Origin of the sequence: Fibrobacter sp. UWR3, assembly GCF_900143055.1 — a bacterium.
In the GTDB taxonomy this organism is placed as follows: Bacteria; Fibrobacterota; Fibrobacteria; order Fibrobacterales; family Fibrobacteraceae; genus Fibrobacter.
Genome location: NZ_FRCW01000005.1, coordinates 173,552 through 191,072, shown reverse-complemented (window position 1 = coordinate 191,072; position 17,521 = coordinate 173,552). Strand labels below are relative to the sequence as shown.

The following is a 17,521-nucleotide window of genomic DNA, read 5'->3' as shown; positions in this document are numbered from 1 at the left end:
CATGAAGTATTTGGGATTAGTTCTCCTCACGTTTGCAGTGCTGTTCGTTTCGGGATGTTTCGCGCCTCCGCACCGCTCTGTTGGCATGCCCGAAAACCCGACCCCGCTCGATTCACTCGCGCAGGTTGTCTTTGTGAATGCAGCCATTGTTCCGCTGTTGCCTCCCGAATTCAAGTATCTTGGGACTGTTCAGACGGAGGCGGATGTGGGCTGCTCTGATGCGGGAACCGTCGGATTCCTTCGCGAAGAGGCGAGGCGCGTAGGCGCAAACATCGTCTACGTCAAGAATGCGCAGACGAATACTGCCTTCCTTTACACGCAGTACATGACCACGACTTATCACTGCTTGACTCTGCATGTTGACTTGTTGTACGCCGAGGCTCCGCTGATTACCAGGTGGCAGGAGCAGATCAAGGCGGCCGAGGAAAAGGAAAAGAAGGAGCGGAAGTGATGATGCGTAAGTTTAAGTTTCTATTTGTTGTTGCGCTTTTGACGGCTCCCTTCGCCTTCTCGGGTGAATTCGATGACTTTGAAAAATCGCTGATGCAGAATTCCGAGCCTTCCGGTTCTACAGATTCCGCTTCTTCTGTGTCCTCGACGGATGCTTTCGAGCAGTCGCTGGTTGCAGAACCCGGCACGGAAATGGAGAAAATCTACCAGTTGCGCGAATCGCTTCTCGAGGCCGCTAAACAGCGCGATACGGCGCAGGTTTCAAGCGGTATCGCGGAACTGGATGCCCAGAAAACCGAGGACATGGTCCCGTTGGTCGATGTCGAGGTGATAGTCTTGCTTATTCGCCAAAAGATGTGGCCGCAGTTGCTCCAGTACGAAGTGAAGAGGTACAAGAACTTCTACAATGACCTGGTAAATGAAAATGCGCGCTATGCCGAAAATGACGGCTTGATGCTGTATATCAAGAAGGAAATCTCCAAGTTCGATTCTACGACATCGCTGCTAGCGCAGGTGGAAAAAGACATAGACAATTCCAGTTCCCTTTCCGAAAGCGATAAGTTCGAACTCAAGATTCTCCTGCTCTTGAACGATGCCTACCGCGATAACAAGGTAAACGAACGGATTGCTAGGCTCTCGCAAATGTTCCTCGAAAAATATCCGGACCATCCCGATGCGAAATGGATTGAGAATAGCGTTGCCGGCCCCTATTTCCGTAATGATTTCGGTATCCTCTGGGACAAGGACAGGCAGGAACACCGCGAAGAAAACATCGCGAGGAACTTCTATACCGGCGGGCTCGGTTTCAACGTGTTCTTCATTTCGGGTGGTCTTGCCTTCGGGATGGACGAACTGTACCGTTCCGACCTGTTCGAGCCGGAACCTCCGGGAATATACCTCGAACTCTACCTGCAAATCAAGCGTTTCGCGATTTCCTTCGAGCTTCTGCCTTCCGGCATGGAAGGGGTGGCGTCGTACTCGCTTGGCTTGGGCTTTGTAGCTTATGACAGCCGTTTCTTGAAGGTTCGCCCCTACATCGGTCTGGGAATGCCCGCAATGATTCTTGAAGCGAAGCAAGATGGGTATCTTGCAAGGCCGGATGGGGAAAGGGAGTATTTTAATGAGGGCAACAACGATATGTATGCCGAAAGTTTCGGATTTACCTTGGCCGCGAATGTCGATTTCAAGTTCCTCACGACTTATCTGTTCTCCTCTAACTCGAAATTCTTCAGCATGACGCTGACGGGCAAGTTCGGTATTACGTATATGGAATTCGATGACACGCTCGTCAATGGCTCCGGTGTAACGCCCTTCTTTGCACTAGGCCTCGGGATACTCTTATGGTAAGGATTGCAACATTTCTTTTCGCTGCGTTCCTGTTGCTCGGTTTTTCTGTGCCTATGGCACAGGATTCCTCGCCGAAGCCTTCCAAGAAGGAACTTTTCCTGCGTGCGCGCGACGTGCTCAAGACTTCGCTGGAATCGGGCGATACGGCCCGAGCGGGGCAGGCGCTGGACTACCTCAAGACGAATGTGGAAGAAGGCGCGCCACTGACGCGTTTCGAGGAGTACCTTGCCGACATGGAGACGGGCAGGTACGAACAGGGTATTGAACTCTATGCGGATATGAGGCGCACCATTCTTGATTCGGCTTTCAAGCCAAACTGGCAGAGCCGGGCTAGCGAGGATGACCCGCTGTCGCGCTACCTGTACAGGAACCTCTCTCCGTTCGATTCCTCCAAGGCGGATTCGCTCCATGCGCGCGTCGTTCCCTCGGAAAGCCTTTCCGATGAATACAAGGACCTGTACCGCACCCTGCTTTACTCGGAGCTTATAATCAATAAGGTTCCGGTCACGGTTTACGGCGTGGCGTTTACGGTTACAACGCTGTACGATACCACGAACGTGGAACATTTCCTGACGTGTGCCCGTGACTTTGTGGGCAAGTATCCGCAGTCCACGTACTCCAGAATCCTTAAGGAACAGACAATCCCGTTTGTTGAAAAGATTATGCAGCCTTACCGCGATTTCTACAGGGATCCGTTCAAGCACAAGTACTATACGGGCGGCCTGGGCGTGTTTGTGGGCCAGTGGCTCGGGTTCATGACGGGCGATGCCACGGATTATTTCCACTCTGAGATGGGTTCTAGCTTTATCGGTGAAATTAGTCTCCAGTTTGGCCGTATATCCCTGAACGGGTTACTCAGTTATGGACTTATAAATAAGCCTGTGGGCGAATCGCATGTTTATGTTGCGGGTGGCGGCGAGGACGAGACTGTGGGCCTTACGCTCGGGTATACCGTCTTTGATTCCAGGTGGCTGAAGGCGGAACCTTTTGTGGGTGTGGGCAATTACAATTTTATGTGGTCGGATGCCGATATTTCGACGGTGTTGATGCTGGGTGTCAATGCGGATGTGCGCCTGTTTGCGACCAAGCCCAAGCGCCTTGGCGGGATATCGTTCGCCCTCATCGCGCGATTCAAGTACATGATGCAGTTCGGCTACTTTACCGAATCGTCGAGCTCGGGCTATTACGATTACGACCTGGGAGAATACGTCGATACTTCCATAGATATAGATGCGAGCTTCATGAGCCACCAGTTCTCGCTTTCGCTCGGCCTGTACCTCTGGTAACTGCGCGTAAAAATTGCAAACGAAAAGCCCTCTCAAGTGAGAGGGCTTTTTCGCGGGATAGACGAGGCTTGAACTCGCAACCTCCGGCGTGACAGGCCGGTGCTCTAACCAAAATTGAGCTACCACCCCAAATCGTTTCCGATTCTCGGTAGTGGGCGATAACGGATTCGAACCGCTGACATTCTGCTTGTAAGGCAGACGCTCTGAACCAACTGAGCTAATCGCCCGAAAATTTAATCCTGCTTGTCCTGCTTCTTGCCGCCGAAGAGGATCCCCACGGGAATCACGACCAGGTAGGCAAACACCAGGATAAGGGGTGCAACCGTGAGGCTTACCGGATTATCTGCCGGGCCGGTGGCGAGGCAAAGGAATCCGATTGCGAGCAGTAAAACGCCGATTGCGATAAGAATGAGATTCTTTTTGTTCAACATTTACTACGTTCCTTAGGTTACGTGCCAAATATAAAAATATCTCGCATCTTGTCAACCAAAAACGCCTTTTTTTAGCAAAAAAGGGAGGGCCGAACCCTCCCTAGTCTCAGTATTCCTCGGCGGGTGCGTTGTATTCCTCGGCGCTCGGCTCGTAACCGGGTCTGTCCCATGCGCTGCCTTGCGACTTGTAGGGCGAAGTGTTCCAGTCGTTGCCACCCGTCTCGCGCACCGTCCGGCTCACCATCTCGCTGCTGTAGTCGATAGGGATATACACGTTGTCGGGGTATGCCTGGTAAACGAACAGCGTGGTAAAGTACGAAACAAACCCCCACATGACAGACGCCGTGGTTATCTCGCGCTTTATCGTGGTGCGCCCGACGACCGTATTGCCCTTGACCGCCTTCAGTTCCATGGTGTGCGGTGCTCCGCGCTGGCCAATCTTGCAGTCCTGGCTACTTTCGCAGATGAGTTCGTCGTCGCCATAAATCTTGTAGTCTTTGCCGTCGGTCGTCCTAATCGTCGTGCGGCTAAAGTAACACCCGCTCAGCATGAGTGCGAACGCGAGCAAGCCCAGGAGGACTATGTTGCGTTTTGTGTTCACTAGAAACCGTAGCCTAACTTGAGGTTGAACATGAAGCCCTGGAAGAGTTTATCGGACTTGGTGGGTAGATCGTTGTCGTACCAGTCGTAGTCTTTCCACTGCTCGTAGGTAACAGTGCCTTTCGGTTCTGCCAGCTTGAAGAAGTTGACAAAGTACTTGACTTCGGCCAGGAGTATGATACTGCTTGCGCGGTTGAGCATCACGCCGCCACCAATAAATGCTCCGATGCCGCTCTTGTCATCGACATAGGTATTGTATTCCGTCTCTTTCGTGGTCCTGTATCCTTGAATATCATAGTCGTAATATTCGCGTTCGGCGACATAGGACACTTCAGTCTCGTAATCGACGGCAGAGAAGCTGAGTCCGCCACCGATATAGGGGGCAATGAACTTACGGCCGAATGCGTAGTAGGCCGAAATGCCAAAATCTGCATAGGAATAGCGGGAGTCGCTGCTCATACCCCACAGGTTGCAGTCAATCCCGAAGAGGATACTCTGCGTATCGTAAATGCCGAACAGGTTCAGGCCTGGGGCCAATTCGATTTCGGGGGCAAGCGGGACCATTCCGCCGATGCCGATACCGAAGTAGGAATTCACTTTCTTGCGCTTGGGGGCCTTGACCTCGTTTTCTGTTATGTTGTATATATCCTGGTCGTTGGTCGCCTTTTCGTCTGTGCCGATGGTGCGGGCCACTCGCTGGATAATCGGGTCAAAGTCATCGGGGTTTGCTGCCTTGAGGCGGTCCTGCCATACGGGGGTGTCGCTATCCGTGCCGTAGAGCTTGAAGGATAGAATCACGTTGTCGCCCAGGCGGGTAAATTCCGCGATGAGGTATTTGCTGCAGCCTTTTTCTACCGCCTTGTTCTTTACGGTTTCCTGTTTTTCGAGCACAACGCTATCGGCGGCTGTGCCCTCAACAAGAATAAACCTGCCATCGTCTTCGATGTAGGTTTTCATGAGTTTCTGCGCGGCGATGCCGTAGTCGCTGTGGATGTTGGTGGTACCGACCGGAGCCATGTAGACTTTCTCTGCCGCGAAAGTGGCGACAGAAAAGGCGGTAAAAATTGCGAGTAAGGTCTTGGAAATGTTGTTCATAATTTTCTCCTTTATCCCTATGTCGCTAAATATATAAAAATTCAAAACGAAAAAAGCATTTCCTTGACGAAATGCTTTTTTTGAATATCTTTCGGCAATTTTTCGGCGATTATGCGACGAAATTCCCGATAAAGTGCTATTTCTTTTTCTTCTTGGTTTCGAGCCACTCGTCGAAGGTAATGGAGCGGTCGAGTACACCGTTCGGCGTGAGTTCGAGCACGCGGTTTGCGACCGTTTGCACGAATTCGTGGTCCTGGGAGCAGAAGATGATGGGGCCCTGGAATGCGGTGAGGCCGTTGTTGAGGGCGGTAATCGCTTCCAAATCCAGGTGTGCGGTGGGTTCATCGAGGAGCAAGCAGTTCGCGTTGCTGAGCATCATGCGGCTGAGCATGCAGCGCACCTTTTCGCCACCGCTAAGAACGTTCGCGCTCTTGAGGGCTTCTTCGCCGGTAAAGAGCATGCGACCGAGGAACCCGCGGATGAACGTTTCGTCCTGTTCCTTGCTGTACTGGCGCAGCCAATCCACGAGGGAGAGGTCGCAACCGAAATAGGCGTCGTTGTTCTTGGGGAAGTAACTGTAGCTGATGGTGTTGCCCCACTTGAGCACGCCGTCGGGTGCCTTCGTCTCTCCGGCAACCAGCTGGAAAAATGCCGTCTTTAGCGTATCGTATTCGCCGACGAGGGCGACCTTGTCGCCTCCGCCCAGGCTGAAGTCGAGCCCCTTGCAGATGATGCCGTCGCCGCCGTCGATGGTCGCGTTCTTGACTTCGAGCACAATCTTGCCCGGTTCGCGATCCATCTTGAAGTTGACCCACGGGAACTTGCGGCTCGATGCCGGCATTTCTTCGACGGTCATCTTGTCGAGGAGCTTCTTACGGCTGGTGGCCTGCTTGGCCTTCGCTGCGTTAGAGGCGAAGCGGCGGATGAACGCCTTCAATTCTTCAATCTTTTCTTCGGCGCGGCGGTTCTGGTCCTTGCGCTGTTTCTGGGCGAGCTGGCTTGCGGCGTACCAGAATTCGTAGTTACCGCCATAGAGGTTAATCTTGCCGTAGTCGATATCGCAGGTGTGCGTGCAGACCGCATTGAGGAAGTGACGGTCGTGGCTCACCACGATGACGATGTTTTCGAAGCGTTCGAGGTAGTCTTCGAGCCAGCCGACTGTTTCGAGGTCCAAGTGGTTCGTCGGTTCGTCGAGCAGGAGGATGTCGGGGTTGCCGAACAGCGCCTGGGCGAGGAGCACGCGCACCTTGAGGCCGGCGTCCAAGTCGGCCATGAGGCTGTAGTGGAATTCCTCGGGGATGCCGAGGCCCTTCAGGAGCACTGCCGCGCTGGAATCGGCCTCGTAACCGCCGATTTCGCCAAAGCGCGTCTCGATTTCCATGGCCTGCATGCCCTGTTCTTCCGTCATTTCGGGGAGCGCATAGAGTTCGTCGCGCTTCTTGCCCAGCTCGTAGAGTTCGGGGTAACCCATCATGACGGTTTCGAGAACGGTGTTCTGTTCGTAGGCGAAGTGGTCCTGCTTGAGGACGGCGATGCGTTCGCCCGGGTCCTTGGTGACCTCGCCGGTGTTGGGCTCGAGTTCGCCCGAAAGAATCTTGAGGAAGGTTGACTTTCCGGCGCCGTTCGCACCGATGACTCCGTAGCAGTTGCCGCGTTTGAACGAGAGGTTCACCTCCTTGAAGAGGACGCGGCTACCGTATTGAAGACTGACATTAGAGACGTTGAGCATAAATTATTTCAGAATTCGGATTTCAGATTTATGAATTATTAAGTAAAAATGTGCGTTCAAAAAAGATTAAGTTTGGAAAACAGAATCCAGAATTCAAAATAGTTTGTTTAACAACTCCGAATTCCGAACTCTGAATTCCGAATTAATTCTGATTTGCTTTTTCCAATTCTCTTGCATTGATGATGAGCATCTGCAGGCGGTTCTCGATGTTCGCGAAACTGGTGTCCGGGTCGTAGTCGAGCGAAAGGATCTGCACGTGCGGGCAACGCTCCTTCACGGCCTTGGTGAGGCCGCGGCCACTGATGTGGTTTGCAAGGCAGGCGAACGGCTGCAAGATGATGTAGCTGTTCACGCCGTGCTGCGCGTTGTACAGGATTTCGCCCGGGATAAGCCATCCTTCGCCCGTGTTGTATGTCGGGTCGATGATGTCTGTGACGTAGTCCTTGAGTTCGTAGCAGTCGGCATGGTGTTCGTAGAGCTTGAACTTGTGCATGGACTTGCGGGCGGTTTCTACGGCATGCGTGTAGACCTTCGCCGTCACGCCGCCTTCCACGCGGTCCATGAGCGGGTTCGCCGAGAATCCGCGTTTGATTTTTTCGCTACGTACGACTTCGTCGACGCGGAAGAAGTCCGTCATGCCCGGGAGGTAGACTTCCATCCCGTTGTTCATGAGGTATTCTTCCACGAACCCGTTTGCGCTCGGGTGGTAGTTCATGAGAATTTCGCCAAGTACCGCTACGCGGGGCTTACGGATTCCGCGTTTGCGATCTTCGGTAATCTCGACACCGTTGAACGCCTCGATGCACTGCTCGAAGACCTCGATGAGCTTGGAGGGGCGCACCAGCTGCGTGGTGGTGAGGTGGCCTGCGACGGCGATAACCTTCGGCATCCACTCGTCGTAGACTTTTTGCGTGTCGCCCTTGTTGACTTCGTAGGGTCGCAGGGCTCGGTACATGGTCTCGATGGCATCCATCGTGACAAGGCCCCAAAGCATGTGGAGGCGGAAGTCGAGGCCCAGCTGGAAGCCCGGGTGCATGCCCTTGTAGTCCACACCGGTCGTGATGATGGTGACGTCCTTGAAACCGGCCTCGTCGAGGGCCTTACGGGCGAGTACCGCGTACTGCACGGCACGGCAGTTCTCGCAGTTCTTCGCGAGGCACATCGAAACTTCGGTCTGCGGAACATTGGGGTGATTGACAAGCCACTTGAGGGCTTCGCCGATGTTCACCTGGCAGGGAAAACAGATATCGTTGTGCACGAACTTCTTGCCGAGCTCGATGGCTTCCCTGTCGGCCACGGGCAGGTATTCGGCGATGTAGCCCTCGCGCTTCATGTACTCGCTCGCAAGCACGGTAAATGCGGGGGAGAGGTTCGGCGTAAGGATACGGCGGCGCTGCTTGTCTTCGGCGACGAACGGAGTGTGATACAGCGGTTCGTGGCTTTCGGGCTTGTCGGGGAGGTTCGCCGCACGGCGTGCCTTCACCGTCTCGATGAAGCTCTTGATGCGGATGCCCACGGGGCCGCGGGCGTCGCCCTCGTCGAGCTTGAGCATGAGCATTTCCTTGTTGGAATCAAGGTGCAGCATGCGCATCATTTCGTCGGTCAAGATGGAATCGTGCCCGCAACCGAAGCTCACGATTTGCGCAAGTTCGATGTTCGGGTCCTTCGCCGCAATCATGGTTGCGCCAATCATGCGCAGGTGGAAGGTGTTCTTGATTTCGATACGGGTGTGGCTTGGTACATCCTGGTCGTATACGCCGGGGAGCGATTCGGTGGTAAGCACCGGGATGCCCATGGCGGTAAAGTGGCTTGCGATGTTGTGGTTGATGAGCGTATCCGCGTGGTAGGGGCGGCCCGCAATCACCACGGCAAAACTGTTCTTCGCGCGTACGTCGTCGAGAATCTTCTGGCCTTCTTCCAAAAGGGTCGTGCGGTAGTTGTTGAGAGCCTTCTCGCCTTCGGTCACGGCCTTGTCCAGGAGCTTCTTGTCGAGCTTCCAGTGTTCGTGGAACCAGTCTACGGTCTGGCTTCTGCGGAGCTTGGTGTTGAACCAGTGGAAAATCGGCTGGTCCATGGGGACGCCGTAGTTCTTCTCGGGTTCATCGGTGTTCTTGCACACGTTCGGGTAGGCCTGCACCACCGGGCAGACGGAGGTGGCCGTAAACTTGGTGTGGTCGCTCGGGATGGCTACCATCATCGGGAAGAATATGCGGTCGACCTTCTTTTCAATGAGGCTGAGCACGTGGCCGTGTACGAGCTTTGCCGGGAAGCACACTGTGTCGGAGGGCACGCTGTGGAGGCCCGCCTCGAACATCTTGTAGTCGCTCTGGCGGCTCACCACGACGGTGTAGCCGAGGCTTGTGAAGAACGCCTTCCAGAAGGGGAGGCTTGCCCAGAATTCCAGCACGCGCGGGATACCGATGGTCTTGCCCGTGTTCTCGACGAGCTTGGCTGGGGCGTAGTCCTTCACCAACAGCTGGTTCGTGCGCTTGATCATGTCGGGCACGGAGAGCATCTTCTTGTTGATTTCGGCGATGAGGGCCTTAGTCTTCGGGTCGTTCGGGTCGGCAGTGACTTCGCCGCGTTCGCAGCGGTTGCCGGTAACGAAACTCTGGCCGTCGCTAAACGTGACGATGGTGCGGGAGCAGTGGTTGGTGCAGTACTGGCAGAGCTGGCCCGGCTGGTTGTGCCAGCTGAAGGTCTTCATGGCCTCGAGGCCGATAAAGCTCGATTTGAGGTCCGGATTTTCCTTGCGCTTCTCTTCCATGAATTTGCGGGTGAGGAGCGCGATACCGATGGCGCCCATTTCGCCCGGACGTTCGGGACGGATGGGCTTGAGTCCGGTGTACTGCTCGAAGGCGCGGAGGACCGCGTTGTTCTTGAACGTTCCGCCCTGCACCACGACCTTCTTGCCGAGGGTGTTCAGGTTACGGATACGGATAACCTTCGTAAACACGTTGTTGATGATGGAGCGGCAGATACCCGCGATGATGTCTTCGGGCTGCTTGCCGTCGCGCTGTTCCGTGATGATGGAACTGTTCATGAACACGGTACAGCGGGAACCGAGCTGCGAGGGGCTCTTTGCGTTGAACGCGAGTTCCGCAATCTTTTCCATCGGGATTCCGAGGCTGCGGGCGTACGTCTCGATAAAGGAACCGCAACCCGAGGAGCAGGCCTCGTTCAAAATGATGCCGGTGACGACGCCGTCCTGCACGGAGATTGCCTTCATGTCCTGGCCGCCGATGTCGAGGATGAAGCTTACGTCGGGGCACAGGCGCTGGGCGGCGTTCGCATGCGCGACCGTTTCCACGGTATGGTAGTCGGCATGGACGGCCTTTGCGAAGAGCTGCTCGCCGTAGCCGGTGGTTCCCACGCCCAGAATGTTGAGCTTGCAGCCGTATTCCTCGTAGCGGTCGGCGAGCTCGTTCATGGCGCGCTTCAAGACGGCGAGCGGTTCGCCGTCGTTACTGGCGTAGAACCCGTCAATCACGTTGTCCTGCTCGTCGAGGAGCACGAACTTCGTGGTGGTGGAACCCGCGTCGATACCGAGGTAGGCGTTGATGGTCGAACCCGAGGCCGGCTGCGGGTAGTGGTTGTCGGCCATCTTGTGTTCCTCGAGGAACATCTTGTATTCGGCTTCGTTCTTGAAGAAGAGGTCGGCGGCGGCCTTCGCCTTGTTTTCGGCCTGGCGGACTTCGTTGAAGTGCACCAGGGCGTCGAGCGAGCCTTCCATGCGGTAATGGCATTCCTGGCCCGCGAACATGGAGCCGAGCGAGAGGGCGGCACCCATGGCGACGAGCACTTCGGAGTGTTCCGGCACGATTGCCTGCTCGTCGTTAATACCGAGGCGTTCCTTGAACGCGCGTACGAGCGTCGGGTTGAACGTGAGCGGGCCGCCCTCGAAAATCACGGGCGGCTTGATTTCCATGCCCTGGGCGAGGCCACCGATGGTCTGCTTCGCGATGGCGTGGAAGCTCGAAAGGGCGATGTCTTCCTTTGCAATTCCGTTGTTGAGCATCGGCTGGATGTCCGTCTTCGCGAACACGCCGCAACGGCCCGAAATCTCGTAGACCTTCTGGCCGCGCTTGGCAAAACCTTCGAAGGCCTCCGTCTTGATGCGGAGGAGTTCGGCCACCTGGTCGATAAATGCGCCGGTACCGCCCGCGCACACGCCGTTCATGCGCATGTCGCTTGCGATGAGCTTGCCGGTTGTCTTGTCCTTTTCGAAGAATACGACCTTCGCGTCCTGGCCGCCGAGTTCGATGGCGACGCGGGATTCGGGGTAGGTGGCACGCACGGCGAGGGCGTTTGCTACCACTTCTTGTACAAAGAAGGCGTGCGTGGCGTCGGCGAAGGGCTGGCCGCCGCTACCGCAGAAGGCCACCCTGAAATTCTTGTCCGGGAAGAGCCCGTGGGCCTCCCGCAGCACCTCGTAGACCTTTTTCGCCTGCATGGCGTTGTGGCGCTGGTATGTGTAATGCAAAAGCTTGTTGGTCTCGGGATCGACGACCGCAATCTTCACGGTGGTGGAACCTACGTCCACGCCGACCCACAAATCATTCTTCAAATTGCTCATAGTGGGCGTAAAGATAGAAAAATTGGGGTGGAGCTTATTGGCAAACGGGAACGTAAAATGCCCAAATTCGCAAAAAAAGAGATTAAGCCATTTTTTTATTGACATCTGCACCGGCGATTGTTTTTTTTTGATGAACAAACTAACAATCAGTTCATAAGGAGAACAAAATGAAAAAAATAGCCGTGCTCGCGATAGCGCTTGGCTTTACCTGTGTACCTTCGTTCGCCCAGTACGACGACGAGGATTATGGCGAGACCCCCGCTGCAACCGAAGACAACAGCTACTCGACAGAGGAATCCACCCAGGCTGAACCCGCCGAAGAAGCCGAGTCTGCCGCACCTGCCGCGGAAAAGTCTTCTGACGATACCGACTACCAGAAAATCCGTCTGGGCGGCCATATCGGCGTGGGCGTGGGCGGTCTTGGCGACCTTACTGCCGTTGGCGGCTATGTGGGCGGTTCCCTCCGTTACTATATCAACAAGCAGTTTGCTGTCGCTCCCGAAGTGAACTTCATTTTCCGCTATTTCTATGAAACCTCCGAACGCTATCCCCTTGGCGGTGGATACGAATACGAATACGAACAGGGCATCTCGCAAATCCTCATGGATGTGCCCGTGCTCGCCCGTTACGAACCCCTTTCTTTCCTCTACGTGGAAGGCGGTCTCCGTCTCGCATTCTGCCTTGCCGACATGTTCTCGGCGCAGTACAACTACTATGATACCTACGACAACGAGGTCGACTACGCAAGCGATCTTGTCGCCGCCGATGACATTGAGACCAGCGGCGTTTATGTGTCGCTTGTTCTCGGTGCCGGTGCTCAGTTCCACCAGGGTGGTCACGACATGAACGTCGGTCTGCGCTTCATGTACGACTTCAACAGTGTAAGCGATGCTGTTGAAGACAAGCCGAGCGCCTGGAACATCCAGCTTTCGATGACCTACCTTCTCTAGTGTAGGCCCCGTTGAACGGCAGGTCGGCCCGGCTTCTAGCCGGGCTTCTTGTTTTTTTGCGGGCTTCTTTTTTTATATTTCGCTCCGATGAACTACTTGGCACTAGATTACGGAGAACATCGCGTCGGGGTCGCTTTTGCCGATTCCGAACTGCGCATGGCTTTTTCTCGCGAGACAATCGACCAGAAAACGACGAACTTGTTTGTAAGGCTCGATGAACTCGTGAAGGTGAACAAAATCGATGCGTTCGTGGTGGGGATGCCGTATCACCCCGATGGCCGTAAGGACGGCAAGAACGTGGTGGTGGAAAAATTTGTCGAGGACCTGAAACTCCGTTTTCCGGGACTTCCTGTATACACGCAGGACGAATCGTACTCCAGCGTGCAGGCCCAGGAAAAGACGTCTTACTTCAGCAAGAAGAAAAAGCAAAAAAATAAGGCGGTAATTGATCAATTAGCCGCCGCGATAATTCTCCAGAGATGGTTGGACGAGAACGGTTAGGTATCGCCCTTCTTGTTCTTTTGTGCCTGTTCCAGGTAGGCCATGAATTTCTTCTTGTCGGCCGCCTTCTGGATAGGGGAAAGCGTTTTTTCGTAATTCTTGAACAGTTCGGCCCAAAATTCAGACGGATCCTTGTAGAGAACCTTGAGTACGTTGTAGAGGTCAAAACTGATAGGGGTCTTCTCGCCCTTTTCCCACTTACCGATGGTAATGCGGGTAACACCAGAATGAAAACTTAGATATTCTTGAGTAAGGTTGAGTTCGTCTCTTCTGGCTTTAATAATCTTGGATAATTCTAGGTCAAATGCCTTTTCTGCATCGTTCTTCAGTTTCATGGTATGACGATTTAAAAAAAAATGGCAAGCCGTTGTGAAAACATAAGAGGTCGTGTTGTAATCATAAGTTGTCAAAATTATTTATTTCCGTGTACAGAAAATTACAAAAAATGTAAAACTCCTGCAACTCATTAGCGAAAAACGGCGTTTTCGGACGATAAAAAAAGTTTTATTCCGCTTTTTTTCTATTTTCCACCCCAAAAACAGGAGATTTTATGTCTATACAAGTGATGGTTAATGGTATTCCGGGCAACATGGGCCGTATTGTGGCTGAAACCTGCGTGGCCCGCGGCTTGGAACTTGTCCCGTATTCGTTGACGGGCGAGATTATCGTGGAAAACGAGGCAGAGGTGGCGGGGAAGACCATCCAGCTCTTGAAGCCCAGCAACCGCGAGGCCCGTATTGGCGAAGTGCTCGCGAAGTACCCGAACGTCATTTGCATCGACTACACGCACCCGACGGCTGTAAACGACAACGCCGCATTCTACGTGAAGCACAAGATTCCCTTCGTGATGGGCACTACCGGCGGTGACCGCGAGGCGCTTGCAAAACTCGTGGCCGACGCGAACCACCCGAGCGTGATTGCCCCGAACATGGCCAAACAGATTGTCGCCTTCCAGATGATGATTGAATTTCTGGCGAAGGAATTCCCGACGGCGTTCAGCGGCTACAAGCTTTCCGTGGTGGAAAGCCACCAGAAGACGAAGGCCGACACGAGCGGTACGGCGAAGGCCATTGTGGGAGATTTCCAAAAGATGGGATTCGATTTCTCCGTCGATGACATCGAGAAGGTTCGCAACGAAAAAGAACAGATGGAACGCATGCACGTGCCCGAGGAATACCTCGGCGGTCACGCCTTCCATACCTACAGCCTCGACAGCGCCGACGGTACGGTGCATTTTGAGTTCCAGCACAACGTGTGCGGCCGTAAGATTTACGCCGAGGGCACTGTAGATGCCGTGAACTTCCTCGCCGAGCAGATTGCCGCCGGTACCGCCAAGCCCTTCAACATGATGGACGTGCTGCGCGCCGGAAAGATGCGTTAATTAATTATGAATTCGGATTTCGGAATTCGGAATTATTTAGTATGGCGGCTTTGCCGCAACCTTTTTAGGTCCGAGTTTCACATTCCGAACTCTGAATTCTGAACTCCGAATTAAAGATGCGTTCCTATATCCTCCGACGCTTGCTGCTCATGGTCCCGACGCTCATCGGGATTTCGCTGGTGTGCTTTATTCTCATCCAGCTGTTGCCGGGCGGCCCCGTGGAGGAAATGATTTCGCGCGCGCAGCAGGCCGCCGCCATGAAGGGCGGGGTAGATGCCTCGAAGGCGCTCTCGCCCGACCAGATAGCACAAATCCAGGCGTACTTCGGTTTTGACCAGCCCGCCTGGAAGCGCTACTTGACCTGGCTCTGGAACGTACTGCACCTGGACCTGGGCTCGAGCTACACCTACGGCCTCCCGGTATGGGACGTCATCGTGAGCCGTTTCCCGATTTCCTTGTTCTTCGGGGTGACCTCGTTCTTCTTGAGTTACCTTGTATGTATTCCCCTCGGGCTCTGGAAGGCGGTGCATCACGGGAGCAAACTTGACTCCCTCAGTTCGGGCTTGATTTTCTCGGGCTACGTGATGCCGGGATATGCACTCGGTATCCTCCTGATTATCTTCCTTGCGGGTGGGTCGTATCTCGATATTTTCCCGCTGGGTGGCCTCACGAGCGATGACTTCGAGGACTTCACTTTCTTCGGGAAGATTGCGGACCTCGGGCACCATCTGGTGCTGCCTATCTTCTGCTACATGATTAGCGAATTTGCGTTCCTGACCTTCCTCATGAAGAACTCCGCGCTCGAGGAACTGGGCAAGGACTACATGCGTACGGCGTTAGCGAAGGGCATGAGTTTTAGACAGGCGCTGGTGCGCCATGCGCTCCGTAACGCGCTTATCCCGATAGCCACGCGCCTTTCCGAAATCTGCACGCTTATGTTCGCCGGCGCACTCCTTATCGAGAAAGTCTTCGATATCGACGGCATGGGCCTCCTGTACTACAATTCCATGGTGAACCGCGACTACAACGTGGTCATGGGCATTATTTTCTTGAGCAGTCTCATGGCGATGGTGGGCCGCCTCTTTAGCGATATCCTGTATACGCTCGTGGACCCGAGAATCAAGTTCTCGTAAGGAGGGAAGGGAAATGAAAAAGATTGCAGGCGGTGTCTTTTTTCTTTTGTTGCTGTCTCTTGCGTTCTTGCAGGTGGGGTGTCCGACGCCGTATGGATACTGTGGTCTTTCTATAAGCGTAGATAATCCTCTGGACGTGGATTCTTTTGTCGTGGAGATAGTGGCGGACGATTCTGTTATCGCCTCGATGGATCCTTTTGAAACGACTTATGAACATTACAAGATATGGGATGATAATTACGACGGGAAAAAATCAAGAACCATGTTTTATTTTGATGGCTTTGGAGGACCTGCGTGGGAGAACACAAAAACGCGAGAGTATAAGGTGTCTGTCAAGGTCATGTGTGGAGATGAATGGTTCCCGTATGCAGAATACAGGGCGTCCGTTTCTCGGGGGCGTGATGTTTCTATTCACTTTTACCATGAAGATTTTGGTAAGCAATTGCCTATACTCAATACGAAATGTGGTGCACGGGGCCATTATCGTTTTATTTTCAATGATTATTCGGGTTGCGATGATGGCTGGACTAATCCTTCTGTGGGCGATTTTGGCAATAATCCAGAAAAATAAAGTTTTGAGTTAACTATATTACAGAATATGAGTAACGAATCCTTGCAAATTTCTCCTGTTATCAAAGACTATCTGCTTTCTCGCGGCTATTCCGAGAATTTTACCGTTTCCTCGATTGCGGGTGCGGGTTCGGGCCGCCAGTATTTCCGCATTTCTGAAGGTTCCAAGTCGTGCGTTTTGCAGGTCTGTGCCGAAGTGAACGATGACTTTAGGCATTTTGTGGATTATTCCAAGACCTTCCGCGATTTTGGCCTGCCGGTTACGCGCATCTATTGCGTGGATGAAAGCTCGTGCCAGGTGCTGCAGGAGGACTTGGGCAAGCGCAACCTGCTGGACGAGGTTTCTCCGGTGAGCCCGGGTGTGCGTTCGGGCAACGAGCGCATTATCTACCCGACGGTCATCGATGCCCTCGTGAAGTGGCAGGAGGCGAGCCAGCCGATTTTCAGCAGCCATACCGAACTCTGGATTCGCCGGTTTGACTTTGCCGCGCTCAAGTGGGAAACGGACTACTTTACCGAGAACTACCTGAAGGCCCATTGCGGTATCAAGGAAATCCCGCAGAGCGTGATGAACTTCTACTCGCTGTTGGCGGTTTCTGTGGATGCGCAGCCCAAGGTGCTGATGCACCGCGACTTCCAGAGCCAGAACATCATGGTGCGCCCGAATTCCGAGATTGCCTTCGTGGACTTCCAGGGGGCACGTCGCGGGTCGGCATTCTACGATATCGCGAGCCTCCTATGGGACCCGTACGTGTGCCTGCCGGTGCCGATGGTGAAGGATTTCTTCGAGTACTGGCGCATGCAGAACAAGCGCGTGCAGGCCTACACGAAGGACGATGCCTGGGAAAGCTTTATCCATGCGAGCCTCCAGCGCGTGATGCAGGCTCTGGGCGCCTACTGCTTCCTGAGCAAGGTGAAAGGAATCAAGAAGTTCGAACAGTATATTGAACCGGGCAAGAAGCAGTTGCTTGCCCTCTTCGAGGAATTCAAGCTTATCGCGAAGGCGACCGAGCCCGATGCGATTGAGTTCATCAAGAAGACCTTGGTGTAGATGATACCTGACTACACGAAATTCTATAACGGACCGGCTACGTTTGCGGGCGTGCTCGGGCTTGCCTATGATGCACTCGTGCATTCGGCGCGTTTCGATGCGATGTCGGCGTGGAACAGCCTTTCGGAGCGCGTGAAGCAGGGTATCTATATGGGCGATGGCCTGCTGTTGCCGCACACGCGCATTGCGGGGCTAGAGCGCCCGCTGATGGCGTTCTGCGTGTGCCCCGCGGGCTTTACCGGGATAGAAATCCGCGGTGGAGAGAAGGCGCAGTTCATGTGCGTGTTGCTTTCGCCTGCGGAATCGGCGATGGCGCATACCCAGGCGATTGCGGGTGTCGCGAAGCTCATTCTGGACCCGGAATGGAAGGCTCGTGCGCTTGCCGCCCCCGACGATGCGGGCGTCAAGGCTCTTTTTTAGT

General features: G+C 54.2%; 16 protein-coding genes and 2 tRNA genes. 10 read left to right on the top strand and 8 right to left on the bottom strand.

The features are described 5' to 3' along the window. Nucleotide 1: 1 nt before the first annotated feature. The 3 genes from BUA44_RS08430 to BUA44_RS08420 are packed head-to-tail and all read left to right on the top strand — an operon-like array spanning nucleotide 2 to nucleotide 3,083. Nucleotides 2-451: a hypothetical protein gene (locus tag BUA44_RS08430; protein WP_072810781.1), complete on the top strand. Its 450-nt coding sequence runs from the start codon at nucleotides 2-4 to the stop codon at nucleotides 449-451. Next, nucleotides 451-1,797: a hypothetical protein gene (locus BUA44_RS08425; RefSeq protein ID WP_072810779.1), complete on the top strand. Its 1,347-nt coding sequence runs from the start codon at nucleotides 451-453 to the stop codon at nucleotides 1,795-1,797. The genes BUA44_RS08430 and BUA44_RS08425 overlap by 1 nt, the downstream gene beginning before the upstream one ends. Next, a complete protein-coding gene (locus BUA44_RS08420) occupies nucleotides 1,791-3,083 on the top strand; it encodes a hypothetical protein (RefSeq protein WP_072810777.1) in 1,293 nt (430 codons plus the stop codon). The genes BUA44_RS08425 and BUA44_RS08420 overlap by 7 nt, the downstream gene beginning before the upstream one ends. 53 nt (nucleotides 3,084-3,136) lie before the next feature. Here BUA44_RS08420 and BUA44_RS08415 read toward each other — a convergent pair. The 7 genes from BUA44_RS08415 to BUA44_RS08385 form a co-directional block, all read right to left on the bottom strand. Further along, nucleotides 3,137-3,212: transfer RNA gene (locus BUA44_RS08415), tRNA-Asp, on the bottom strand. Nucleotides 3,213-3,235: 23 nt separating this feature from the next. Then, a tRNA-Val gene (locus BUA44_RS08410) sits at nucleotides 3,236-3,310 on the bottom strand. Between the two features lie 6 nt (nucleotides 3,311-3,316). Continuing rightward, nucleotides 3,317-3,514 carry a hypothetical protein gene (locus BUA44_RS08405; RefSeq protein WP_072810774.1) on the bottom strand — a complete coding sequence of 66 codons (198 nt, stop codon included), beginning with the start codon at nucleotides 3,512-3,514 and terminating at the stop codon, nucleotides 3,317-3,319. Between the two features lie 106 nt (nucleotides 3,515-3,620). Continuing rightward, a complete protein-coding gene (locus tag BUA44_RS08400; protein ID WP_139258982.1) occupies nucleotides 3,621-4,115 on the bottom strand; it encodes a hypothetical protein in 495 nt (164 codons plus the stop codon). After that, the gene (locus tag BUA44_RS08395) at nucleotides 4,115-5,209 is read right to left on the bottom strand and encodes a hypothetical protein (RefSeq protein WP_143151916.1); all 1,095 of its coding nucleotides are present in this window, start codon (nucleotides 5,207-5,209) and stop codon (nucleotides 4,115-4,117) included. The genes BUA44_RS08400 and BUA44_RS08395 overlap by 1 nt, the downstream gene beginning before the upstream one ends. A gap of 136 nt (nucleotides 5,210-5,345) precedes the next feature. Next, on the bottom strand, nucleotides 5,346-6,938 hold the full coding sequence (locus BUA44_RS08390; RefSeq protein ID WP_072810767.1) for an ABC-F family ATP-binding cassette domain-containing protein: 1,593 nt from the start codon (nucleotides 6,936-6,938) through the stop codon (nucleotides 5,346-5,348). Between the two features lie 142 nt (nucleotides 6,939-7,080). Continuing rightward, complete coding sequence (locus tag BUA44_RS08385; protein WP_072811049.1) at nucleotides 7,081-11,514, bottom strand: acyl-CoA dehydratase activase; 4,434 nt, start codon at nucleotides 11,512-11,514, stop codon at nucleotides 7,081-7,083. Nucleotides 11,515-11,681: 167 nt separating this feature from the next. Here BUA44_RS08385 and BUA44_RS08380 point away from each other — a divergent pair, with 167 nt between their 5' ends. Next, nucleotides 11,682-12,464, top strand: a complete 783-nt coding sequence (locus BUA44_RS08380; RefSeq protein ID WP_072810765.1) for an outer membrane beta-barrel protein — start codon at nucleotides 11,682-11,684, stop codon at nucleotides 12,462-12,464. Between the two features lie 87 nt (nucleotides 12,465-12,551). Next, entirely contained in the window at nucleotides 12,552-12,965 is a 414-nt protein-coding gene (gene ruvX / locus BUA44_RS08375; protein ID WP_072810763.1) for a Holliday junction resolvase RuvX, read from the top strand. Here ruvX and BUA44_RS08370 read toward each other — a convergent pair. After that, nucleotides 12,962-13,300 carry a helix-turn-helix domain-containing protein gene (locus BUA44_RS08370; protein WP_072810760.1) on the bottom strand — a complete coding sequence of 113 codons (339 nt, stop codon included), beginning with the start codon at nucleotides 13,298-13,300 and terminating at the stop codon, nucleotides 12,962-12,964. The two genes, ruvX and BUA44_RS08370, sit on opposite strands and share 4 nt — an antisense overlap. A gap of 215 nt (nucleotides 13,301-13,515) precedes the next feature. On the opposite strand from BUA44_RS08370, the gene dapB reads away from it, so the two are divergent. From dapB to BUA44_RS08345, 5 genes are all read left to right on the top strand, one after another. Then, a complete protein-coding gene (gene dapB, locus BUA44_RS08365) occupies nucleotides 13,516-14,346 on the top strand; it encodes a dihydrodipicolinate reductase (protein WP_072810758.1) in 831 nt (276 codons plus the stop codon). A gap of 116 nt (nucleotides 14,347-14,462) precedes the next feature. After that, nucleotides 14,463-15,479 (top strand): ABC transporter permease subunit, encoded by a 1,017-nt coding sequence (locus BUA44_RS08360; protein ID WP_072810756.1) that lies wholly within the window; start codon nucleotides 14,463-14,465, stop codon nucleotides 15,477-15,479. Between the two features lie 13 nt (nucleotides 15,480-15,492). Next, nucleotides 15,493-16,050: a hypothetical protein gene (locus BUA44_RS08355; protein ID WP_072810754.1), complete on the top strand. Its 558-nt coding sequence runs from the start codon at nucleotides 15,493-15,495 to the stop codon at nucleotides 16,048-16,050. A 27-nt stretch (nucleotides 16,051-16,077) separates the two neighbouring features. Beyond that, nucleotides 16,078-17,100, top strand: a complete 1,023-nt coding sequence (locus BUA44_RS08350) for an aminoglycoside phosphotransferase family protein (protein WP_072810752.1) — start codon at nucleotides 16,078-16,080, stop codon at nucleotides 17,098-17,100. After that, nucleotides 17,101-17,520, top strand: coding sequence for a PTS sugar transporter subunit IIA (locus tag BUA44_RS08345; protein WP_072810749.1), 420 nt, complete (start codon nucleotides 17,101-17,103; stop codon nucleotides 17,518-17,520). Nucleotide 17,521 lies beyond the last annotated feature (1 nt).

Bases quoted from the DNA above. Each gene is read 5' to 3' on its own strand.
- BUA44_RS08430 (WP_072810781.1), top strand. From the start codon at position 2: ATGAAGTATTTGGGATTAGTTCTCCTCACGTTTGCAGTGCTGTTCGTT.
- BUA44_RS08425 (WP_072810779.1), top strand. From the start codon at position 451: ATGATGCGTAAGTTTAAGTTTCTATTTGTTGTTGCGCTTTTGACGGCT.
- BUA44_RS08420 (WP_072810777.1), top strand. From the start codon at position 1,791: ATGGTAAGGATTGCAACATTTCTTTTCGCTGCGTTCCTGTTGCTCGGT.
- BUA44_RS08405 (WP_072810774.1), bottom strand. From the start codon at position 3,514: ATGTTGAACAAAAAGAATCTCATTCTTATCGCAATCGGCGTTTTACTG.
- BUA44_RS08395 (WP_143151916.1), bottom strand. From the start codon at position 5,209: ATGAACAACATTTCCAAGACCTTACTCGCAATTTTTACCGCCTTTTCT.
- BUA44_RS08390 (WP_072810767.1), bottom strand. From the start codon at position 6,938: ATGCTCAACGTCTCTAATGTCAGTCTTCAATACGGTAGCCGCGTCCTC.
- BUA44_RS08385 (WP_072811049.1), bottom strand. From the start codon at position 11,514: ATGAGCAATTTGAAGAATGATTTGTGGGTCGGCGTGGACGTAGGTTCC.
- BUA44_RS08380 (WP_072810765.1), top strand. From the start codon at position 11,682: ATGAAAAAAATAGCCGTGCTCGCGATAGCGCTTGGCTTTACCTGTGTA.
- ruvX (WP_072810763.1), top strand. From the start codon at position 12,552: ATGAACTACTTGGCACTAGATTACGGAGAACATCGCGTCGGGGTCGCT.
- BUA44_RS08370 (WP_072810760.1), bottom strand. From the start codon at position 13,300: ATGAAACTGAAGAACGATGCAGAAAAGGCATTTGACCTAGAATTATCC.
- dapB (WP_072810758.1), top strand. From the start codon at position 13,516: ATGTCTATACAAGTGATGGTTAATGGTATTCCGGGCAACATGGGCCGT.
- BUA44_RS08360 (WP_072810756.1), top strand. From the start codon at position 14,463: ATGCGTTCCTATATCCTCCGACGCTTGCTGCTCATGGTCCCGACGCTC.
- BUA44_RS08355 (WP_072810754.1), top strand. From the start codon at position 15,493: ATGAAAAAGATTGCAGGCGGTGTCTTTTTTCTTTTGTTGCTGTCTCTT.
- BUA44_RS08350 (WP_072810752.1), top strand. From the start codon at position 16,078: ATGAGTAACGAATCCTTGCAAATTTCTCCTGTTATCAAAGACTATCTG.
- BUA44_RS08345 (WP_072810749.1), top strand. From the start codon at position 17,101: ATGATACCTGACTACACGAAATTCTATAACGGACCGGCTACGTTTGCG.